Source organism: Streptomyces sp. A3M-1-3, from assembly GCF_024213665.1.
GTDB lineage: Bacteria > Actinomycetota > Actinomycetes > Streptomycetales > Streptomycetaceae > Streptomyces.
Map to the genome: position 1 here is coordinate 73,050 of NZ_JANAVP010000015.1, position 16,678 is coordinate 89,727.

Annotated in this window: 27 protein-coding genes; 1 reads left to right on the forward strand and 26 read right to left on the reverse strand. The window is 67.9% G+C overall.

What is annotated here, in order from left to right:
* Positions 1-2 precede the first annotated feature (2 nt).
* The 22 genes from NLX86_RS18765 to NLX86_RS18870 all read right to left on the reverse strand — a co-directional run bounded on the left by NLX86_RS18765 (position 3) and on the right by NLX86_RS18870 (position 14,904).
* Positions 3-2,870, reverse strand: a complete 2,868-nt coding sequence (locus tag NLX86_RS18765) for a hypothetical protein (protein WP_254372865.1) — start codon at positions 2,868-2,870, stop codon at positions 3-5.
* Positions 2,871-2,946: 76 nt separating this feature from the next.
* Positions 2,947-3,501: a hypothetical protein gene (locus NLX86_RS18770; protein WP_254372866.1), complete on the reverse strand. Its 555-nt coding sequence runs from the start codon at positions 3,499-3,501 to the stop codon at positions 2,947-2,949.
* 8 nt (positions 3,502-3,509) lie between these two features.
* A complete protein-coding gene (locus NLX86_RS18775; RefSeq protein ID WP_254372867.1) occupies positions 3,510-4,022 on the reverse strand; it encodes a hypothetical protein in 513 nt (170 codons plus the stop codon).
* Positions 4,022-4,504, reverse strand: a complete 483-nt coding sequence (locus tag NLX86_RS18780) for a hypothetical protein (protein WP_254372868.1) — start codon at positions 4,502-4,504, stop codon at positions 4,022-4,024. The genes NLX86_RS18775 and NLX86_RS18780 overlap by 1 nt, the downstream gene beginning before the upstream one ends.
* Positions 4,504-4,725 carry a hypothetical protein gene (locus NLX86_RS18785; protein WP_254372869.1) on the reverse strand — a complete coding sequence of 74 codons (222 nt, stop codon included), beginning with the start codon at positions 4,723-4,725 and terminating at the stop codon, positions 4,504-4,506. Before NLX86_RS18785 ends, NLX86_RS18780 begins: the two co-directional genes overlap by 1 nt.
* Positions 4,722-5,072 (reverse strand): hypothetical protein, encoded by a 351-nt coding sequence (locus NLX86_RS18790; RefSeq protein WP_254372870.1) that lies wholly within the window; start codon positions 5,070-5,072, stop codon positions 4,722-4,724. Before NLX86_RS18790 ends, NLX86_RS18785 begins: the two co-directional genes overlap by 4 nt.
* Before the next feature lie 8 nt (positions 5,073-5,080).
* Entirely contained in the window at positions 5,081-5,527 is a 447-nt protein-coding gene (locus NLX86_RS18795) for a hypothetical protein (protein ID WP_254372871.1), read from the reverse strand.
* Entirely contained in the window at positions 5,528-6,361 is an 834-nt protein-coding gene (locus NLX86_RS18800; RefSeq protein ID WP_254372872.1) for a hypothetical protein, read from the reverse strand.
* A gap of 1 nt (position 6,362) precedes the next feature.
* Entirely contained in the window at positions 6,363-7,013 is a 651-nt protein-coding gene (locus NLX86_RS18805) for a hypothetical protein (RefSeq protein ID WP_254372873.1), read from the reverse strand.
* 11 nt (positions 7,014-7,024) lie between these two features.
* Positions 7,025-7,309, reverse strand: a complete 285-nt coding sequence (locus NLX86_RS18810; RefSeq protein WP_254372874.1) for a hypothetical protein — start codon at positions 7,307-7,309, stop codon at positions 7,025-7,027.
* Positions 7,309-7,713, reverse strand: a complete 405-nt coding sequence (locus NLX86_RS18815; RefSeq protein ID WP_254372875.1) for a hypothetical protein — start codon at positions 7,711-7,713, stop codon at positions 7,309-7,311. The genes NLX86_RS18810 and NLX86_RS18815 overlap by 1 nt, the downstream gene beginning before the upstream one ends.
* A gap of 67 nt (positions 7,714-7,780) precedes the next feature.
* Positions 7,781-9,019 carry a phage major capsid protein gene (locus tag NLX86_RS18820; RefSeq protein WP_254372876.1) on the reverse strand — a complete coding sequence of 413 codons (1,239 nt, stop codon included), beginning with the start codon at positions 9,017-9,019 and terminating at the stop codon, positions 7,781-7,783.
* Positions 9,020-9,085: 66 nt separating this feature from the next.
* The gene (locus NLX86_RS18825) at positions 9,086-9,874 is read right to left on the reverse strand and encodes an HK97 family phage prohead protease (RefSeq protein WP_254372877.1); all 789 of its coding nucleotides are present in this window, start codon (positions 9,872-9,874) and stop codon (positions 9,086-9,088) included.
* Positions 9,871-11,181 (reverse strand): phage portal protein, encoded by a 1,311-nt coding sequence (locus tag NLX86_RS18830; protein ID WP_254372878.1) that lies wholly within the window; start codon positions 11,179-11,181, stop codon positions 9,871-9,873. Before NLX86_RS18830 ends, NLX86_RS18825 begins: the two co-directional genes overlap by 4 nt.
* The gene (locus NLX86_RS18835) at positions 11,178-11,354 is read right to left on the reverse strand and encodes a hypothetical protein (protein WP_254372879.1); all 177 of its coding nucleotides are present in this window, start codon (positions 11,352-11,354) and stop codon (positions 11,178-11,180) included. The genes NLX86_RS18830 and NLX86_RS18835 overlap by 4 nt, the downstream gene beginning before the upstream one ends.
* Entirely contained in the window at positions 11,351-12,889 is a 1,539-nt protein-coding gene (locus NLX86_RS18840) for a terminase (RefSeq protein ID WP_254372880.1), read from the reverse strand. Before NLX86_RS18840 ends, NLX86_RS18835 begins: the two co-directional genes overlap by 4 nt.
* Complete coding sequence (locus tag NLX86_RS18845) at positions 12,831-13,112, reverse strand: hypothetical protein (protein ID WP_254372994.1); 282 nt, start codon at positions 13,110-13,112, stop codon at positions 12,831-12,833. The genes NLX86_RS18840 and NLX86_RS18845 overlap by 59 nt, the downstream gene beginning before the upstream one ends.
* A gap of 256 nt (positions 13,113-13,368) precedes the next feature.
* Complete coding sequence (locus NLX86_RS18850; protein WP_254372881.1) at positions 13,369-13,809, reverse strand: ATP-binding protein; 441 nt, start codon at positions 13,807-13,809, stop codon at positions 13,369-13,371.
* 4 nt (positions 13,810-13,813) lie between these two features.
* Complete coding sequence (locus tag NLX86_RS18855) at positions 13,814-13,978, reverse strand: hypothetical protein (RefSeq protein WP_254372882.1); 165 nt, start codon at positions 13,976-13,978, stop codon at positions 13,814-13,816.
* A gap of 2 nt (positions 13,979-13,980) precedes the next feature.
* Positions 13,981-14,268 carry an HNH endonuclease gene (locus NLX86_RS18860; RefSeq protein ID WP_254372883.1) on the reverse strand — a complete coding sequence of 96 codons (288 nt, stop codon included), beginning with the start codon at positions 14,266-14,268 and terminating at the stop codon, positions 13,981-13,983.
* Between the two features lie 16 nt (positions 14,269-14,284).
* Positions 14,285-14,542 carry a hypothetical protein gene (locus NLX86_RS18865; protein ID WP_254372884.1) on the reverse strand — a complete coding sequence of 86 codons (258 nt, stop codon included), beginning with the start codon at positions 14,540-14,542 and terminating at the stop codon, positions 14,285-14,287.
* Positions 14,543-14,658: 116 nt separating this feature from the next.
* Positions 14,659-14,904, reverse strand: coding sequence for a hypothetical protein (locus NLX86_RS18870; RefSeq protein WP_254372885.1), 246 nt, complete (start codon positions 14,902-14,904; stop codon positions 14,659-14,661).
* Positions 14,905-15,071: 167 nt separating this feature from the next.
* Between NLX86_RS18870 and NLX86_RS18875 the strand changes: the two genes are divergently transcribed.
* On the forward strand, positions 15,072-15,260 hold the full coding sequence (locus NLX86_RS18875; protein WP_254372886.1) for a hypothetical protein: 189 nt from the start codon (positions 15,072-15,074) through the stop codon (positions 15,258-15,260).
* 7 nt (positions 15,261-15,267) lie between these two features.
* Here NLX86_RS18875 and NLX86_RS18880 read toward each other — a convergent pair whose 3' ends face one another.
* The 4 genes from NLX86_RS18880 to NLX86_RS18895 form a co-directional block, all read right to left on the reverse strand.
* The gene (locus NLX86_RS18880; protein WP_254372887.1) at positions 15,268-15,462 is read right to left on the reverse strand and encodes a hypothetical protein; all 195 of its coding nucleotides are present in this window, start codon (positions 15,460-15,462) and stop codon (positions 15,268-15,270) included.
* 7 nt (positions 15,463-15,469) lie between these two features.
* Positions 15,470-15,883, reverse strand: coding sequence for a hypothetical protein (locus NLX86_RS18885; protein WP_254372888.1), 414 nt, complete (start codon positions 15,881-15,883; stop codon positions 15,470-15,472).
* Between the two features lie 30 nt (positions 15,884-15,913).
* Positions 15,914-16,114: a hypothetical protein gene (locus NLX86_RS18890; protein WP_254372889.1), complete on the reverse strand. Its 201-nt coding sequence runs from the start codon at positions 16,112-16,114 to the stop codon at positions 15,914-15,916.
* 78 nt (positions 16,115-16,192) lie between these two features.
* Complete coding sequence (locus tag NLX86_RS18895; protein WP_254372890.1) at positions 16,193-16,513, reverse strand: hypothetical protein; 321 nt, start codon at positions 16,511-16,513, stop codon at positions 16,193-16,195.
* Positions 16,514-16,678: the final 165 nt, after the last annotated feature.

Genomic DNA, 16,678 nt, shown 5'->3' on the forward strand with positions numbered 1-16,678 from the left:
GGTCACCCCCTCCGACCGGCGTAGAGAGCGGTCACGATTTCGCCGTTCGACCGGTCGACTTCGGTCCGCACAATGTCGGTGATCTCGCGGTCGCCGACGAACACCCGCACCTCGCAAGGCGCTTGCGCGGCGGTGAGCTCGGCAACGACAGACCGCACCATGGCCACCATCTGGGCCTCGGACATCGCGGCCCCGGCGGCGAATCCGCCGACGTCAGCGGCCTGCGTCGCTGGTACGCGCCGTGATACGACTGGCGCAGCGATGGCCGTGGCCCGGGTTGAGGTCGCCATCTGTACCCGCATCGCGTTGAGGTCGTCGAAGACCTTCACGCCGTACCTATTTACGGCCGCGGCCTTGATGACGAACTCGCCGTTGCTGAGGTTGGCAAGGATGCTGTCCGACGTTCCCGTACCGGGGCCGCGGACCGGGCCGCCGCCAGGGAACCCGACCATGCCGCCCGACGCCAGGTCGGGCCGTCGCGCTACCGGCACCTTCGAACCGGGCTGGCCCACGCTGGAGAAGTACGTGACGATGTGCGTCTTAGCCGTCTTCCCGTCCAGCGCATCCAGCTGACGGCGTGCACTGCGGATCTTCGCTTCGAGGTCGGCGATCGTCGCCCGAACCTTCGCCTTGCGGGAGTCCGGCACCCTCTTCAGTTGGGCTTTCGCGTTGTCCAGCTTCCGCTGCAAATCCTCCATGTTGCCCTTGAGCCGGGCAGTCTTGTCCGGGGTCTTCAGGATCTGATCCGCCAGCCGCTTCGCCTGGCCCTCGTTCAGGCCCATCTGCCGGGCCACCGAGACAAGCTTCCCTCGGCCACGATCGTAGATACCGTTGACGGTCTCCCACGACGCACCGTTCTCACGGGCGCCCTCCGCGGCCCTCATTGTGGCACCAGCCAGATCATCGAGGGCCTGGTTGTTCGCGCGGCCCTTCGCCGTGTTCTCGTCGAGGGTCTTGCCGTTCTCCTTGAACGCCGCGTCCGCAGCATCGATCGCTGCTTCCATGCCGCGGATGCCGCCACGGGCGATGAGCTGGGCCTGAGCGAGGGCGTTGATCGACTGGCGCAGTCCGTCAGCGCTGGCCTTCTGTGCAGCCAGCTTCCCTGATACTGCCAGCGCCTGCTGACCGAACAGGCCCATGCCCTCAGCGGCGAGCTGCGCTTCGAACTTAGCGTCCGCCAGCGCCTCCCTGTACTGGGTCAGCTGGCCGCGCAATTCGCTCTTGCCGAGCTCGCCCATTCCGGCTGCGGCGCGTCGGAACGCCGCCTCGGCCAGCTGCGGGTTGCCGTTCTTGACGAGGTTGGCCAAGGCTCCATCGAAAGCACCCAGGTTCTCCTTGGCTTCCTTCACCGGGGTGGAGTCCATGCCGATCAGCTGAGTCATCCACTGCTGGACACCCTGGCTGTTCGACGGCCGAGCCAGGGTCCGGAGACTCTTCTCCAGCTCACCGAGATCTGCGCCGAGTACCCGTGCCGCCTCGCCGCTGACCTTCCCCGACCGCGCGAACTGGGCGATCGACGAAGTCATTTTGTCGAGGTCGGCCGGCGCCTTCTGGCCGATGCTCATCAGCTCGCTGATGGCGATCACCAGCAGGCCTATGCCGGTTGCCGCGACCGCAAGCCTGGCCCCGCGGGACAGGGTGCCGAACGCGGCCGTGAGAGCCGCCATGCGGCCGGTCGCACCCGCCGCCGCCGTTTGCATCGCCGCCAGCGACACACCGAACGCAGCCACAGCGGCACGGGCCGCGCCCAGCCCTACGGCGGCAAGCTTCGTCAGCTTCAAGGCGATGACCAGCTGGAACAGCGTTGTGAGAGCGCCGGCGGGGACAGCCGCAACCAGCTTGCTCAGCACGTTCACCACCTGAAGCATGCCGACGCCCACATCCCCGCCAGCCTTCAGGACGTTGACCAACGCCTCCCCGATATTCTTCAGGGTGTCCCCGACGACCGGGCCCTGAGCGCGGGCATAGTCCATGAATTCGCTGATCCCGCCGCCGACCTTGCCGGTGTCCAAATTGCGGGTCAGGCTCACAATGCCGTCGTTCATCCGCTGCAGGACACCAGTCGAGAAGTCGGTGAACCTCTCAATCGTCCGGTCGAAGCCGGGCGACTCCATGCCACCGGCCAGGATCGTCATCATCCGGTCGAGTTCGACCGAGGTGCCACGCACCAGCGGCGTCAGCTTCGGCAGCAGCCCGCCGACGACCGCAAGGCCCTTAGTGAAGGGCCCCATCGTGTCTTTGGCGAGACTGTCGGACCAGTCCTTGTACTCGTCCTTCAAGACCGACAGGGCCGCAGCAGCGGTGCGAGTCGCGGGCGGCAGCTTCTCCATCGCCCGCACATACTCCTGCTGCGCCGCGACCGCTTCCTTCGAAGTCTTCCCAGACTTCTCGACAGCGTCTCGGTACTTCTTCTCCGCCTCCGCCGCCTCCGTCATGGCCGCAATCTGCGGGCCGAGCGCGGCCGCGTACACGCCTACGGCCACACCAGCGGCCGCCGTCGAAGCGACAAGCGGAGCCATCGCCGCAGCCACCGGAAGCGCGGCAGGGGCGAGCGAGATCAGCATCGCCTTCAGGCGCTCGCCGACCTTCCGGCCCTGGTCGGCGGCCGAGGACCAGTCCGCGATCGGCGCGCTAGTCCTGGTGAGCTGCGACCCCATGAGCCGGGCCGCGTCCGCCGTCGACACGAATTGGCCGCGGAGGTCGCGGAGCCTGCCGTCCGCGTCCCGCGTCAGCGTCAGCAGCGCCTGGTTCGACCCGTCGGCCGCGTCCGTCATCGTGTCGCGGAGACGGATGGCGGAGTCCCCGGCGTGACCAAGCACGCGCGAGAGATCGTCGCGGCCGTCGAGGACGAATGTCAGGCGCTCGGCCATCACTCACCCCCAGCGGCTGCAGTGTCGGCGAGATGCCTGTCGATCCAGTAGGTGAGGACGTCGAAGTCCTCCACTGTCAGGTCGTCGACGTCTCGGGGTGGGATGTGGAGGACGTGGGCGAAGAGGGCGAGGTACTGGACTCGGACAACGTCGATGTCGGGGTCCCGCTCGGGGGCTCGCTCAACTTCTCCGTCGTCGGGCCTGGGTCGGTCTCGTCTTTTGGGTCCGCGACCATTTCCTCGATAACCCGCTCGGCGTGCTCGCGGTCGAAGGCGAGACTCGGCAGATCCGACAGGGCCGCCCGGATGTCAGCCGGCATGGCATCCGGATTCTGGGTGGCGACGGCGATCCCCGCATTCACCCACCCCACGACCTCGTCCTTGTCGAGGCGCGTATACAGCTCCTCAACGCCCGGATCGAAGTCATCCCAGCGGAGAGACGGGTTGCCGCGCTTCTTGATGACCCATGCCACGCCGCGCATCGCCTCGAGGTCATCCGCCTGCAGACTCTGCTGGACTTCGGCCCACTTCATGTCGGTGGTCCGCGACACGATCGACGCCTCGGAGACCCGCAGCGACCGGGCATCGAAGTGCTCCCGCTCCCCGTCCCTGGGCGCATACACGATGATCAACGGGTCTCCTAGGTGATCTGGTTACGGACGTCATCCAGGACCCGCGCGACGTCAGCCGTCATGCGCGGGATATGCCTGCGGGTGGTCTTCTCCCACCACAGCGGGGTGGTCCACTGGTTCACCCAGCGACGCTTGTTGCCGAACACCGGATGCCGGATCCGGCCGTTCGCCGAGTTCATGACCGAAGGCATCTTCCGCAGATCCGGCGGGAGAGCAGACCGGTCCACCCAGACCCGGGCCCCTGGGTTCCCGGTCGTGCGGACAGAGATCCGAACCGCCCCGGCGATCGTGGCCCGCAGCGGCCGGGACGTCGGAGACGGACCGCCCCGACTGCCAGCCTTGCGAGGCTCGGCCCTGATCGGCAGGCCGCGGATGGTCTGCTGCAGGTCGCTCTTCAGCGGCTCCGCGGTACGCCGGATCCGGCGCGTCATGTTGGCCTTGAGCCGCGGACCGCCCGCAGCCTTCAGCCTCCGGGACAACTCCAGCAACTGGCCCGTGTTGAGGATGCGGACGCTGCTCATCAGGCCGGGATGGTGACGTTCTCGGCAGGCTCAGAAGTGACCGCGAACTGGACCTGCACCTGGGCCGCTTCCTCCATCTGCCGCAGCTTGCCCTGAGACAGCACGCGCACCGGGAAGACGTCCATCTTCCGGCCCGCGGTGTCGCCCTCGTCCATCCACACGACGAAGCCGTTGGCGCCGCGGGCCAGCAGATCCCGGACGTCGGTGCCGGTCTGCGACGCGTACAGCGTCAGAGACGAGTCGTCGGCGCTGATCGCGCCGTCGATCTTCGAGTTGAACTTGGAGCCCAGGGCGGGGGTCTCGACGACAGCAGACACGATCTGCCAGCCCTCGACCGCACCCACCTCCACCGACAGTTCCGTGCCGGCGTTCAGCTCGGCACGTGACGGCGCGGCCTTGTTGGCGATCGTCGGCACCCAGGACACCTTGGTCAGGCCACGCCGGTAGTAGCGCACCGCCGACGCGATCGGAGTTGCGGGCATCAGTCATTCTCCTTATCAGCGATGCCGCGCCGGCTCTTGCGGGCGGGCTCGGATGGCGCGGTCTCGGCGTCGGCCGACGGCTCGGAAGCGGGTGCGGGCTCGACGGGGCGAGGCTGCTCGACAGCCACCCAGCCCGCAGCCCGGTGAAGCGGCACGGCCGCCTCGCCCACCTCGATCTGCTGCGTCTCCGGCAGGTCCGGGTGCCGCATGTGCACGGTCATGACGTGGCCGTCCTGACGACGCACACGGTCACGCCGGTCACCGCGCTGTAGGTGATCGAGCAGCGGCCGGTGGACGGGTTGCGGTACCGGTCGGTGACCGGGATCAGCGACAGGCCCGTCGTAGCCACCACCGTCACAGCCCGGTCGGCCACGGCGAGATCGCCATCGACGGTCTCCGGGGTGACCAGCGTGACGGTCTTCGCGGTGGTGTCGGTGTTCTTGACGACCAGCAGCACACCGGCGCCGGTCGCACAGTCGTCGCCGCCCGCGTTGGCGGGTGAGGCGGCGAGCAGATCGTCGAAGCGCAGCCCCGTAAGCGGGACCACGTTCGTAGTGAGCGCGGCCATTTCTCTCCTTAGATGGTCCGGCAGGCGAGGGTGAGCACCAGGCGGGCCTGGATGCCCTGATCGGTCTGCGCCTGAAACAGGGCAGTAGCACCGACGGCGAACTGGACGCCGGGCAGGCCCACAGCAGGATCGGCACGCAGCACCGCCTTCACGGCGGCGCCCAACTCGTAGACACGGGCGCGGGCCGCCTTCACGTCCGTGTCCCCGCGGCGGGCCAGCAGCGTGACCGGAAGCTGAACCGTCTCCTCGCGGGAGGCGCCCAGTCCCGCCCACTCCTCCTCGGTCACCGCGGCCTGGAACTCGCCGCCCGGGTCGCCGTCGTAGCCGACCAGCACCCAGTCATCCGCGTCCTGCGCTGTGACCTCCGGGCCGTCGGTGACGCGTGCCGCAGCCAGGCCCTCTTCGGTACGGAAGCGCGCCACCAGGGCATCGATCAGGTCGGGTACGCGGGACATCTACGCCACCCCCGGAGGAAGTCGGTCCGGCTGAAGCAGCTCCAGCGCACGGTTAGGCACCGCATAGCCCAGGCCGGGAATCGGCTCGGTGACCGCATAGTCATCGCCGCCCGCGAGCGCCGGCCCACGGGCGCTTCCGCGCTGCGTGCGCCACAGATGCTGAAGGATGATCCGCGCCGCGTGGCTGATGTTCGCCGCGACGACCAAGCGGCCTGCGGTGTAGGTGACGCGCAGCGGGCCACGGAGCGCCCCACCGTCCTTGCGGACGATGACGCCGGTCTCCCCGTCAAGGTCGAGATCGGCGACCGCATAGGTAGTGCCGCCGGTCAGCACAGGCGCCACCGCTGTCAGCGCAATGACCGGCGTCTGCCGCAGCACCAGCGCACGCACCCAGCCCACCCGATGCGTCTCGACAACCGTGCGGCGGGCAATCGGCCCCACGAAATGCTCGACAACGCGGGTTGTCGCCTCGAGCCAGCCCCTGATCTCATCATCATCGTCGCTCGTCGAGGAGGCCGGGATGTTCAGGTGCTTCTTGGCATCCGCCAGCGACAGCAGGGCGGAGGTCGCGGCCGGCGAGACGTCGAAGCTGTCGGTGTAGGCGCCGGCGTTGATGCCGGTCGCCACCCAGCGGACAGTGTGACGCCCAGCCTGCACCGTCGCGTAGTCGTAGGCGTACACGCCTGTCGACGTCGGCGTGACCGGCGAGACGGCGACGGTCGTCGCATCCGGCAGAGTGATGGTCAACGCCATCGAGCCCGCGTTCGCGAGTACCCCGGCAGAGTCCTTCACGGTCGTTCCGAGCGGCACAACCGCCCCGAGATCGAACGCCATATCAACCCCCGCTCAGGGTCGGGCCCGTGCGGGCATAGGGACTCAGGCCGGCCGCAGACCGAACGGACACCGAGAGGCCACCGGCGCGGGCGATGTTGAAGTTGTCGAACTCCGCGAAGTCGGCCGTGCCGTTATTGCGGTGACCCGCCATGACGACGCTCAGATTCACGTGGTTCACCCACGCCGGTGAGACGCTGGAGCGGCGCGTCGTCCACGCCGCCCCGTCCGGCGACGTGTCCCAGTGCAGGACCCCCGCCGACTCGCGCAACCGCAGCCAGGCGTGCGTCGTCGCCGAGTAGGCCAGTACCACCGCGGAACCGTCGAAGTACCCGGTGCGCGACACACACGAGATCTGGCCGGTCACCGTGTTGATGCTGAACCCGCCGTCCGTCCCGCCGACGCTGGTGATGACCAGCACCTCGGCGAGCGCCTCAACGGTCGCCCCGCCCATAGCGGGCGCGAACACCTGGCACCCGACCTGCGACTCATCCAACGTGTAGGCGGACGCCGACTGGTACGCCGAGAACGCCGTCGTACACGGGACCCGCGCCCGACCCCCGGACTCCACGACATCCCCATAGGAGCCGGACCACTTCACCAGGTCACGGCTGTTGTCGTCGAAGTTGTCCGTGAGCGTCGCGAAGCCGGGCACAGGTCACCGCCCTACTCTCCGCGGGTCGTAGTACGACGGCCTCGGCCACCGCCACGCGAACGCACGGCGGCCTTCTCTGCGGCCTTCGGGCCTTCGTCCTCCGCGGCTTCCTCGACCGGCTCGTGCGCTGGGGCTTCCGGCTCCGGTGCAGACTCCTCGGCCGGCGGCGTCACGTATTCGGCGCGATAGCCGTCGGCCCACTTCGCCGCCTCCTCGTCTCCAAGGTCGACGACATCGCCCGGAGCCCAGGAGAAGTCGGAGCCTGCCACAGCCTCCAGGATGCGGATGCGGGCCATCAGCTACGCACCACCGGAGCCACGCGCGGGTTGGCCAGAACGACCGCCGCGCTGTACAGCCCCCCAGTCGTGGCGGACGCGACGGTAGTGATGACCCGCACGTACCGCTTGTCGCCGAGGTAGCCGATCTCGTACACGGTCTCGTCATTGGACGAGGTGACAGCAGGCTCGGCACCCTGCAGGTACGCGTCAGCGACCGCTGCGAACGTCGAGTTGTCGGCCGAGTCCTGCACCTCGAAGGTGTGGGTGCCGTCGGTCACGGTGCCCGTCGAGATGACGATCAGGGCGTCCTGGAACAGGCTGCCGGAGACAGCGCGGTCCACGCCCGTCCCGTTCGCCGACGCGGTACGCGCCGCCGGCGTCAGAGAGTGCTTGGTCAGCAGGTTGTTGTACGGGTTGGACATGGCAGGCGAGTCCTTCCGGGACTGGCCCCGGGCGGCAGCAGCGCGCCGCCCGGGAAGGAGATCAGGGTCAGGAAGCCGAGTGCTGGTACAGCCGGATTGCGGCGGAGTCGTCGACCATCCCGTCCAGACGGGAGAAGCCGAGGAAGGCAACCTGCAGGTACTCGGCGTACCGCTCGGTCAGCCGCATCATCTGCACGTCCTGGACCTGCCGGACCAGGTAGCCCTTGGCGATATCGCCGAACACGATCGTCTTCGCCGACGCGGCCGGAACCGGCATCTTGTTGTCGATCGTGTACTGGAAACCGTTGATCGTCGCCGGGAACCCGGGCGCCGGAATCGGCACCCACAGCGGACGGCCCTGGGTGTCCTTCAGCTTCCGAATCACCTTCAGCATCGCGTCGTTCATCACGTACCTGGCGTTGGCCCGGTACGCCATGTCGACCGAGTGCTCCAGGTCAACCAGGTCGTCGTAGATGATGCTGGTCGTCTGACCCGTGGTGCCCTGCTTGCCGACCGTGGTGTTCGTGGTGATGCCCTCCGGCTGGTCCACGCCAGTACCGGTCGCCAGGGCGCCGGCCACACGGCGGCCGATGCGCTCGCCGAGCTTCCCCGGAAGCCACTGGTCCAGGTTGAACGCCGAGTCCTGAAGCAGCTGCAGCGCGACCTTCACCTGCTTCGAGCTGAACGTGTACGCCTTCAGCTTCCGCTGGCCGAGCGTGACGTCCTGCTCGCCGGCCGCGGTGTTCTCGCCGAGGATCTCGCCCTCGTTGCTGGTGTCGTCGTTCGTCGGCCACGGCAGGTCGTTACCGGTCGACGTGTTGATGACGGTGGCCAGGCTGAGAATGCCGCCGTATGCCTTCATCGTCTCGGTGATGCTGTCCCGGAATCCCTCCGGAACCAGGAAGCCGCCCGCGGTGTCGACGCCGGTGCTCTGCGCGCGCACGTCGACCTGGTGGTCCATGAGCAGCATCCGCTGCTCGGTAGACAACTTCTCCATGCCGCCACGCAGGTACATGCCGAACGCGTCCCGGTACTGCTTGGCCCGGTCCTCGCCGATCTCGCGCGCCTCTTCGCCGCCGCTCGTGGTGACGATCTGGGAGCGGTCGATGGATTCGAGTGCGGCCATGCGGTTCAGACGCTCAATGTCGCCGGACACCACAGTCAGGCGCGCCTCGGCGGCGTCCCAGTTGCTGCGCTCCTCGGCGGTCAGGTCACGGTTCTCCGCGTCGGCCGCGGACTGGATGTCCTGCATCCGCTTCCACGTCGTGTTCTGCTCATCGACGAGCCGGGTGAGCTGTGCGCTCATAAGTGGGCCCCTCCTTCAGGGCATGCCGAACGCCCGGCACGCGGCCGGGTCGGCAAGGGGTGAGTGTCAGTTCGCGGGAAGCCGGTAGCGTGCGGCCAGCGCCCGCATCTTGCGGTCGACCGAATCGCGCTCCCGTCGAGTGGCCTCAGCCGGCTCGGGGGCAGCTTCGGTGCCGCGAGTGGACTCACCCGGCTCGCGGTCGATCGTCAGCAGATCCAGCAGTTCGGGGCGGTACTGGGCGCGCTTCTCGATCGCGTCCATGTCGCCCCGGTGGGCGAGAGCCGCTACGACATTCCGCAGCGACGCCTCAGTGTCGGTGTACGCGGGGAACGTCACCGCGGACACCTCGAACAGCTTCACCTCGCGCAGGATGCGCAGCTCCGCCTGCACGATCTGCCCGTCGGTGGTCTCCACGTCGACCATTTCCCAGTCGTCCTTGACGACCTGGAAACCGAACGACATGCCGGTGATGTTCTTGTTCCGGATGTTGGACTTCAGGTCCGACACATACGACAGACCCGAGTCGAGGGCCGAGTCGGCCGACAGGCCCTTCGCATCCTGCGCCAGAGACAGGGTCCCGGCCGACACCCGTGACACCACGTAGTAGCTGTCATGGTCAATCAGCATGCGGGCATCGCCCTCGCTGACTGTCTTCGTGAACGCACCCGGCGCGACTTCCTCATAGAAGCCCCACCGCAGCGGGTTACCAATGCTCGTGCGGGAGTTGAACATCGCGGCGTAGCCGAAGAAACGCTCAGCGCCCTCCTCGCCCTCGCCCGCCCGGATGGCGACCTCTGCCGTGGACAACGGCAGACGGCGGCGCTCCTCAGTCGTCGTCCTCGTCAGGGTCCTCATGTGCTGCCTTCCTCGCTCTCCTCGGGGGCCAAGAGCAGCCTGTGCGCCTCGGCCATCAACGCCGCGGCCCGCGCCGCATTGGACTCCTCGGGGGGCGCAGCCTTGTCCGCGAGCGGATCCGATCCGAGCGGCGCCATGTACATCGGCTGCAGATACAAGTCACCCTCCGCGCCGATCGGCGTCAGGTCCTCCAAGGCGCGAATGTCGTTCGCAGAGAAGGCGCCAACGTCGCGCATCGCCCGATAGAACGTCGCCCTGCCCGCAGAGTCGCCGCGCAGCAAGCCAGCCAGGGCGTACTTCGCGTACTCCTTGCCGGGCGGCAGCAGTTCCTTCGTGACCCGCTGCTCCGTCGGCGTCAGCCACGTCGGTGCCAGATCGAACGTCACCCAGCCCTGCGCCTGCTGCTCAAGCCCCGTACCCCACGACGTCGACTTCGCCGTCTCCATCAGCAGGAACAGCGGCACCCCGAACATGCGGGCAATCTCAACAACCTGGAACTCCCGCGACTCCAGGAACTGGGCGTCCCTGTTCGGCATCGTCACCGGCTCAAAGGACGCACCAGAGTCCAGAACCGCGACCTCGTGAGAGTTCTGAACACCCGACATCTTCGCCCGCCACCGGGCCTTCAGCGCGTCGGCCTGCTCCGCGTCCAGGCGCTGCTCGGTCTGCAGGATCCCGCCGAGCATGTTGCCCGACCCGAACAGACGGGCCGCAGACTTCTCCGCCGCCTGCGCCAGCCCAATGCCCTGCGCCGCCAGCCTCACCGGCGAGCAGCCCGTCACCCCGTCATAGCCCAAGCCAGGGATGTGCAGGATCTCCCGCGGCGTCTTCCGGTGAACGGCCCCCCAGTCGTCCGTGATCCAGAAAACTTTACCCGTCGGCTCCTCCGCCGTCGGCTTCTCCCGGTCGACACGAACCCGGTCCGGGGTGACCGGCCACAACTCCTTCACCACACCAGCGCCATTGCGCACCTTCTGCAGGTAGCCATTCCCCCACAGCACCCGATGCGCGTAGCACAACCGCCACAGCTCAACCGGCGTCAGCTCCGGATGCGGATCCGCCAACAACTGCGACGGCACCCGCTCCTTCGTACCCGCCTTGTACGTATGCAGCGGCAACGCCGACGACACCCCAGCAATGATGCTCACAGCCCGCCACACAGCAGGCATGTGCAAGCTGGAACGCTCCGAAACCGAGATCCCCGCATCCAACTCCGCGCCACCCAGGTACTGGAGCAGGCTCGAGGAGGTGAGCGGCACCGCCGGGTTCTCCACAGCACGCTGCCCGAACAGCCCGAACAGACTCACCGCTCACCCCCCTCCCCACCGCGCCGGCCCTCGACGGCACGCCTCGATGACGCGCGCTCGCACGCCACCACACCCAAAACCCCGCCCAGCACCAGCGCCGCAGGCACATGCACCAGAGCCACACCGGCCAGCAGCGCGGCCGTGAACAGCACCTCCAGGACCAGGAGCTTCACCACAGATTCGGTGCCCCTTCCGGCTCCACGTCCGCCCGCTCCGCATGACCCCATGCCGCGTGCGTCACGCCCACCAGCGGGCTGATGTCGACGCTCACGCCGCGCCGGGCCCATGCCCAGCCGTCGCCCACCGGCCGTTTGTCCGCGCCCGCCAGCGCCGTGGCCAGCGGCGCCTGGTCGAGGTGCACGATGCGCTGCTCGCTGACCCCGTCGTAGAACTGGCCGCAGGCGGCAGCGGCTTCACGGGTCTTCATCTCGATCAGCACATCTCCCTTGCCGATCTTCTCCAGCGCCTTCTTCGCCGCGGGGATCAGTGAGGCGGCCGGCCCGCCGGTGTCTATGACGACGGCGCACGGCTTCCACTTCTCCACCAGCTCGATCAGCCGGTCTACCGCCCAGCCCGTACCGGGCCGGTGGTCAATTACCTCGACATGCGTCGCGGTGCCGTTCGCTCCCGCCGCGCAGATCGCCGTGTGGCTTCGCTCCGGTGTGGTGTCGACAGCAAAGGCGACCGGATCCGCCATCGATGACGTTCCGTCGCCCAGCGCCCGCCAAGCGTCCTCACCGATGACCGACCACGTGTCCGCCGCATCACTCGGGTAGTTGCCCACGCCGAGCCTCTCCCGGGCATACCCGTCCGCGCTCATCGACAGCCTCTCCCGCTCCGTCTTCTCCAGCGTCAGCCGGTAGCCGACTGCGGGGTTCGCCTTGAGCACGGACTCCGTGGCATCGGCGGCGTCATGGTCCGTGCAGCCAGGCCCGCACTCTGTGGCATGGGCGTTGATCGACCACTCGAAGTAGGCGAGCGACGGATCGGGCACGCCCGTCTCCCGTGCCGCCAAAGCGCGTCGGCGGAGCCGGGCCAGGTGGACCGAAGGGGAACCGATTCCGGCGCTGCCGAGATACCAGATCTGCGGGTTGGCGACGGCGGCCATCGTGGGCATGAGCGCACTCATCGCGTCGTCGCCGAGGATCATGTCCTCGTCCAGCATGTTGCAGTCGCCAGTGAAGCCCCGACCGGAGCTGCCGGAGCGCGCGATGAACCGCAGCGTCTGCCCCGTGTGCAGCTCGATCGCTTCCTCACCGACCGTGTACCGGTAAGCCTTGACGCGTTTGTGCAGGTCAGGGCACCCACGAATCAGGCGCTCGATGCGCTTGAACGCCTGCTTCGCCGTCTTGAACTCGTGGGCGCTGTGCAGGATCAGCTGCTCGCCGCCGAGGAACAGGCCCCACAACTCGCGGGCCTCAATGATCCCGCCCTTGCCGTTCTGCCTCGGGACGTTGACGCACACCTCGAACGCAGCCCAGTTACCGGCCTCGTCCTCTCGCATGCCCTGGTCCAGGACAAACTGCTGCCACGGATCGAGGTGCAGCCCTGCCCGCCTCGCCAGGTCGACGGCTTCCTGCCCAGCACTGGACAGCCCAGTGTCGGGCACCGTGAGGATGCGGGGGCGCTGCGCCCCGTAGATCGGATCGTCAGCCTTGGCGTTGCTGCGCTTCGGCACGGCGCTTGGCTCGCTGAGCAGTGAGCTCATCGACCGCATCCCCTTCCTCCCCGATGGGGGCCAGGGCGCGAAGCTTGGTCATGACGGCGGTCAGCTTGTCCGCGACGACGGCCTGTGACGTCGGGGCATCGTCGGCGGGGATCGCGTCGAGAGCTTTGGCGAGGCGGACCGCGACCGCGGCAAGGCCGGGGCTGACTGGCTCGACTCGAAGATTGTCCAGCTCAGTGCGGGTGGCTTCCTCGACCGCGCCCATGATCAGCACCCCCGTCACGGACTGTGACACTCACTAATTCACTCAAACCAAGATCAGGGTGATTAGCGAGTGACTACGGAGAGTCACTAATTCGCTGGCCTTGCGATCTTTGAATTAGGCCGCGCAAAAAACAGGGAGCGAAGGGCGTTTGGGTCGCCCGCTCCTGCCCTGAACTTTTGATCCACTCTCTCCCCCGACCAGGGCCGATGCCCTTGCCGCGACTGCTCTTCGTGTTGATCGAAATCGTTCGTCGCGTTCACCAGAGCCGGGAAGCCTGGGCAGTGACGGGGCGTGAGCCGCCCTTGCGGTGGTCCCGATACCAGCGCGTGACCACGCCTTCCATCTCCCCTTGCCGCATGTCCCTGACCCGCTGCCGGACCACCTGCTCACCGGGGTCCACAACCACGATGCGCGCGCCGAGCCGCTTGTACCGGGCGCGCGCCTTCGGGCTGGGCTGAGTGTGGATCAGGTACACGTCGGTGGTATCGAGGTGCCTCTCCGCCTCATGGATGGCTGCCTGCCTGGCGCGGTGCACGATGCGTAGCAGCGTCTCGCTGTGCTTGTGGTGGTCGGCTCCGGGGCCGGCCATGGCGAGGGCCATGAGGTCCAGGTCGATGACGATGTCGTTCGCCTTGGCGCGGGCCTTGATGTAGCTGCTCTTCCCGGCCGCGGGTGGTCCTGTGACGACGATCAGCACGGTGCTACTCCGGGATTGCCCGAACCTGCGCGCCAAAGGGGAGATCGACGAGTCCATGCAGTTCCACGTGCTCTCGCAGCGCGTCGGCTTCTTCGTCGCTGAGGCGCCGGTCCACCTCAATGATTGCGTCCGGTTGGCTCCGCTCTGCTGGCATATCAACCTCCTTCACGATCACCACCTCCGTGATGCACGCTCCTGCTTGATGCTCATGCGGTTACCGCGGGCACTGTTGCACCGCCTGTGTGCTGACCGGGCGTTGGCCGGGTCGAGGAGAAGGTCAGGCCGCTTGGATATGGGCAGCAGGTGGTCGAGGGTGAACGCCCATGGATGCTTGCTCGCCTCAGGCCCTGTGATCTCGTAGGCGATGTCCTTGCCGCAGATCCAGCACGGATACCGCTGGGCACGCTGCTGAGCGCACAGCCTGCGGTAGGGGCGCCCGTTGCGCGGGTTACCAGCCACGGGCGCTACCTCCCGGCTATCGGTCGCCCAGGATCTCCTTGCGGGCTTCCGTAGCCTTGCGGTTGAGCCTGTTCGTCATGGTCACTGCGGCGATGGTGGACAGGGTGCCGAGGACGACGAGCAGCGTCTGCGTGATGACGCTGACGATCGCAACGTTCCTGGTCGCGTTGGCGATGATCAGCATGATGATCCCGCCGGACACCCATGCGAACCAGATCCTGAACTTCTCGACTCGCACAGCCTTCTGGATGTCGCTGTAGTTACTGGTGGCCATTGCCGTCCCCCCAGGACGTTGCGTGACGTGAGGGGCCATGATGCGCCGCTGTACGGCTGGCGTGAAGCGGAAGTGGCCGTTCTGTGACTCAGTGTTCGGCCTCTGCCCCGGCGTTGTCAGGCGGCCTTGGGCGCGCGCTGCGGTGTCGGCTTGTACTGCCGGGCTTGCTCGCGGACTTCGGGTAGGGCGTACATGGTCTTGTACTCGTGCCCTTGCCCGGAGTACTGCCGGGGGTCGCCTTCGTAGCGGCGGATCTTCCCGCGCGAGGCCCACTTGCGGATGGTCGGGCCGGGGACGCCGGTCGCCTCGGTCGCTTCGTGCTCGAAGACGAGGTCGTCGGGGTACAGCTCGGCCGGGTGCATCGCGCCTCCCCAGGAATGCAGAAAGCCCCCTGCGGAAGCTGGGGGCTTTGAGGTCTGCGGACACACGTGTGCTCCGACGAACGCACTGTGACATATGCCGGATGATCTGGTCAAGCAAGGTCAGGATTCGGCCTCTTCGGCTGGCCTCGGTCCGCCACACTGCGCTCATGGCGGTTCGCTTCGGAGTCATGGCCGCGACGGAGCAGGAGTGCGCGGAGGCGCTGGCGTTGCTGTGCGCGACGCTGGGCGCGCGGGTGGTGCAGCAGCCTGCGCAGCTGGCGGGTGAGCGCTGGATCGCCCGCGCGGTACCTACGCCTGCGGCCCCGGTCCGGGAGGACCGGGGCCGCGAGGGGTGAGACGGGGCTACGACCGCCAGCCGGACTTGACGAGGAGGCGGCCGTGCTTGTCCTTCGGCTCTGGCCAGCCGGGCTCTGTGGGCCCGTAGTAGTTCCGGGCGACGTGGACGGTGCGGCGGGCCCCGCAACGGCACTGGTGGTAGGCGAAGATCCCGCTGATCTGCCAGTTTGGGTCGCGGTGGAATAGGTGCGGCAGCTTCATCCTTTCATCATCCCTTCTCGTTCTTGACGAGTCCCTTGATCCTGTTGGCGGCCCAGCCGAGGGCGATGATGACGCCGACGGCGGTCATGCCGATAGGGATCGCGTTGGCGCCCACCACGCCGATGATGCCCATCAGGGTGCCGCCCATGATGACAGTGACGGCGCAGATGCAGCCGACGAGGACGACGGCGACGGCGAGCCACATGACGACGTACATCATGAATTCGCGCTGCTGCGGGCTCATGCCCTGCGCTTCGGGGAGTTGTACGACGATCTGCTGCGGGGCGGGGGGCTGGCCGATCGTGTAGTGGTAGGGGATCCCGTCGCGGTATTCGACGGCGGGCGGCCGGTGGTGGGCGGGTACGGGCCACTGCCCGGCCGGGTGGACCTCGGGCAGCGGCTCGGGCAGCGGCGTGGTCATGGCGTCCTCTCAGGGTGGTGGGTTAGCCGGTCAGCCGCGGCGGCGGAGGTTCTTCTCGGCGTCGTTCACTCGCTGCTGGGCGGCGGCGTTGACGCGTCCGGCGGGACTGTCGGCGGACTGGTAGCCGAGGCGGCCGGAGTTGAGCGGGTCGTCGGCGAGCGCCTTCTTCGCGGCGCGGTACTCCTGCGCCTCCGGGCTGCTGTCGGCGGTCTTGCGGCTGAACAGGCCCATAGCGGGCTCCTTCCGTAGTGGGGCTGGACTGTCCAGCTCCCCGCGGCCCCGGCGCATGTCCGGGGCCACAGGCAGCTGTCAGCCGTGGCGGCGCACCGCGCGTTCGGTGTCACGGAGGCGCCGTTCGGCTTTCTCCCGCGCGGTGCGGGCTGCTCGGCGGTCCTCGCGGCTGGCGGCCCGCTCCGCGGCTTTGGCGGCGGCTACCTCGTCCTTCGCCTGCTCGTGCAGCCGGTGGAGCGCGGCGGCCTCGCGGTAGCCGCGGTCTTCGGCGCGCTCGTCGATGCGGTCGATCCGCTGCTCGATGAGCGGGTCAACGCAGTCGGCGAACGCCTGCTTGGCGCCGCAGACCACGAGCCAGGCGCGGGTCCGGCGCTCGGCCGGCGTGTAGGAGCGGGGCATGACGGGTCTCCTGGTGGTCTCAGAGGGGGGGCTGGATGGGCCCAAGGGCCGCCACAAGGGGGCCAAGAGCCGCAAGAGTGCAGGTCAGGCGGGGTCAAGCATTGGGGGGTGAAGTCCCAAGAATCTTGGGGGAAATGTCCAAGTTCTTGGGTCTGGCTTGGGCGG

What these genes read in the sequence shown, in the direction of transcription:
- NLX86_RS18795 (WP_254372871.1), bottom strand. Translation starts at nt 5,527, where the DNA reads ATGTCCCGCGTACCCGACCTGATCGATGCCCTGGTGGCGCGCTTCCGT.
- NLX86_RS18775 (WP_254372867.1), bottom strand. Translation starts at nt 4,022, where the DNA reads ATGAGCAGCGTCCGCATCCTCAACACGGGCCAGTTGCTGGAGTTGTCC.
- NLX86_RS18800 (WP_254372872.1), bottom strand. Translation starts at nt 6,361, where the DNA reads ATGGCGTTCGATCTCGGGGCGGTTGTGCCGCTCGGAACGACCGTGAAG.
- NLX86_RS18880 (WP_254372887.1), bottom strand. Translation starts at nt 15,462, where the DNA reads ATGAAGCTGCCGCACCTATTCCACCGCGACCCAAACTGGCAGATCAGC.
- NLX86_RS18895 (WP_254372890.1), bottom strand. Translation starts at nt 16,513, where the DNA reads ATGCCCCGCTCCTACACGCCGGCCGAGCGCCGGACCCGCGCCTGGCTC.
- NLX86_RS18870 (WP_254372885.1), bottom strand. Translation starts at nt 14,904, where the DNA reads ATGCACCCGGCCGAGCTGTACCCCGACGACCTCGTCTTCGAGCACGAA.
- NLX86_RS18845 (WP_254372994.1), bottom strand. Translation starts at nt 13,112, where the DNA reads ATGGGCGCGGTCGAGGAAGCCACCCGCACTGAGCTGGACAATCTTCGA.
- NLX86_RS18815 (WP_254372875.1), bottom strand. Translation starts at nt 7,713, where the DNA reads ATGTCCAACCCGTACAACAACCTGCTGACCAAGCACTCTCTGACGCCG.
- NLX86_RS18780 (WP_254372868.1), bottom strand. Translation starts at nt 4,504, where the DNA reads ATGCCCGCAACTCCGATCGCGTCGGCGGTGCGCTACTACCGGCGTGGC.
- NLX86_RS18885 (WP_254372888.1), bottom strand. Translation starts at nt 15,883, where the DNA reads ATGACCACGCCGCTGCCCGAGCCGCTGCCCGAGGTCCACCCGGCCGGG.
- NLX86_RS18865 (WP_254372884.1), bottom strand. Translation starts at nt 14,542, where the DNA reads ATGGCCACCAGTAACTACAGCGACATCCAGAAGGCTGTGCGAGTCGAG.
- NLX86_RS18840 (WP_254372880.1), bottom strand. Translation starts at nt 12,889, where the DNA reads ATGAGCTCACTGCTCAGCGAGCCAAGCGCCGTGCCGAAGCGCAGCAAC.
- NLX86_RS18785 (WP_254372869.1), bottom strand. Translation starts at nt 4,725, where the DNA reads ATGACCGTGCACATGCGGCACCCGGACCTGCCGGAGACGCAGCAGATC.
- NLX86_RS18820 (WP_254372876.1), bottom strand. Translation starts at nt 9,019, where the DNA reads ATGAGCGCACAGCTCACCCGGCTCGTCGATGAGCAGAACACGACGTGG.
- NLX86_RS18810 (WP_254372874.1), bottom strand. Translation starts at nt 7,309, where the DNA reads ATGGCCCGCATCCGCATCCTGGAGGCTGTGGCAGGCTCCGACTTCTCC.
- NLX86_RS18890 (WP_254372889.1), bottom strand. Translation starts at nt 16,114, where the DNA reads ATGGGCCTGTTCAGCCGCAAGACCGCCGACAGCAGCCCGGAGGCGCAG.
- NLX86_RS18765 (WP_254372865.1), bottom strand. Translation starts at nt 2,870, where the DNA reads ATGGCCGAGCGCCTGACATTCGTCCTCGACGGCCGCGACGATCTCTCG.
- NLX86_RS18790 (WP_254372870.1), bottom strand. Translation starts at nt 5,072, where the DNA reads ATGGCCGCGCTCACTACGAACGTGGTCCCGCTTACGGGGCTGCGCTTC.
- NLX86_RS18875 (WP_254372886.1), top strand. Translation starts at nt 15,072, where the DNA reads ATGGCGGTTCGCTTCGGAGTCATGGCCGCGACGGAGCAGGAGTGCGCG.
- NLX86_RS18825 (WP_254372877.1), bottom strand. Translation starts at nt 9,874, where the DNA reads ATGAGGACCCTGACGAGGACGACGACTGAGGAGCGCCGCCGTCTGCCG.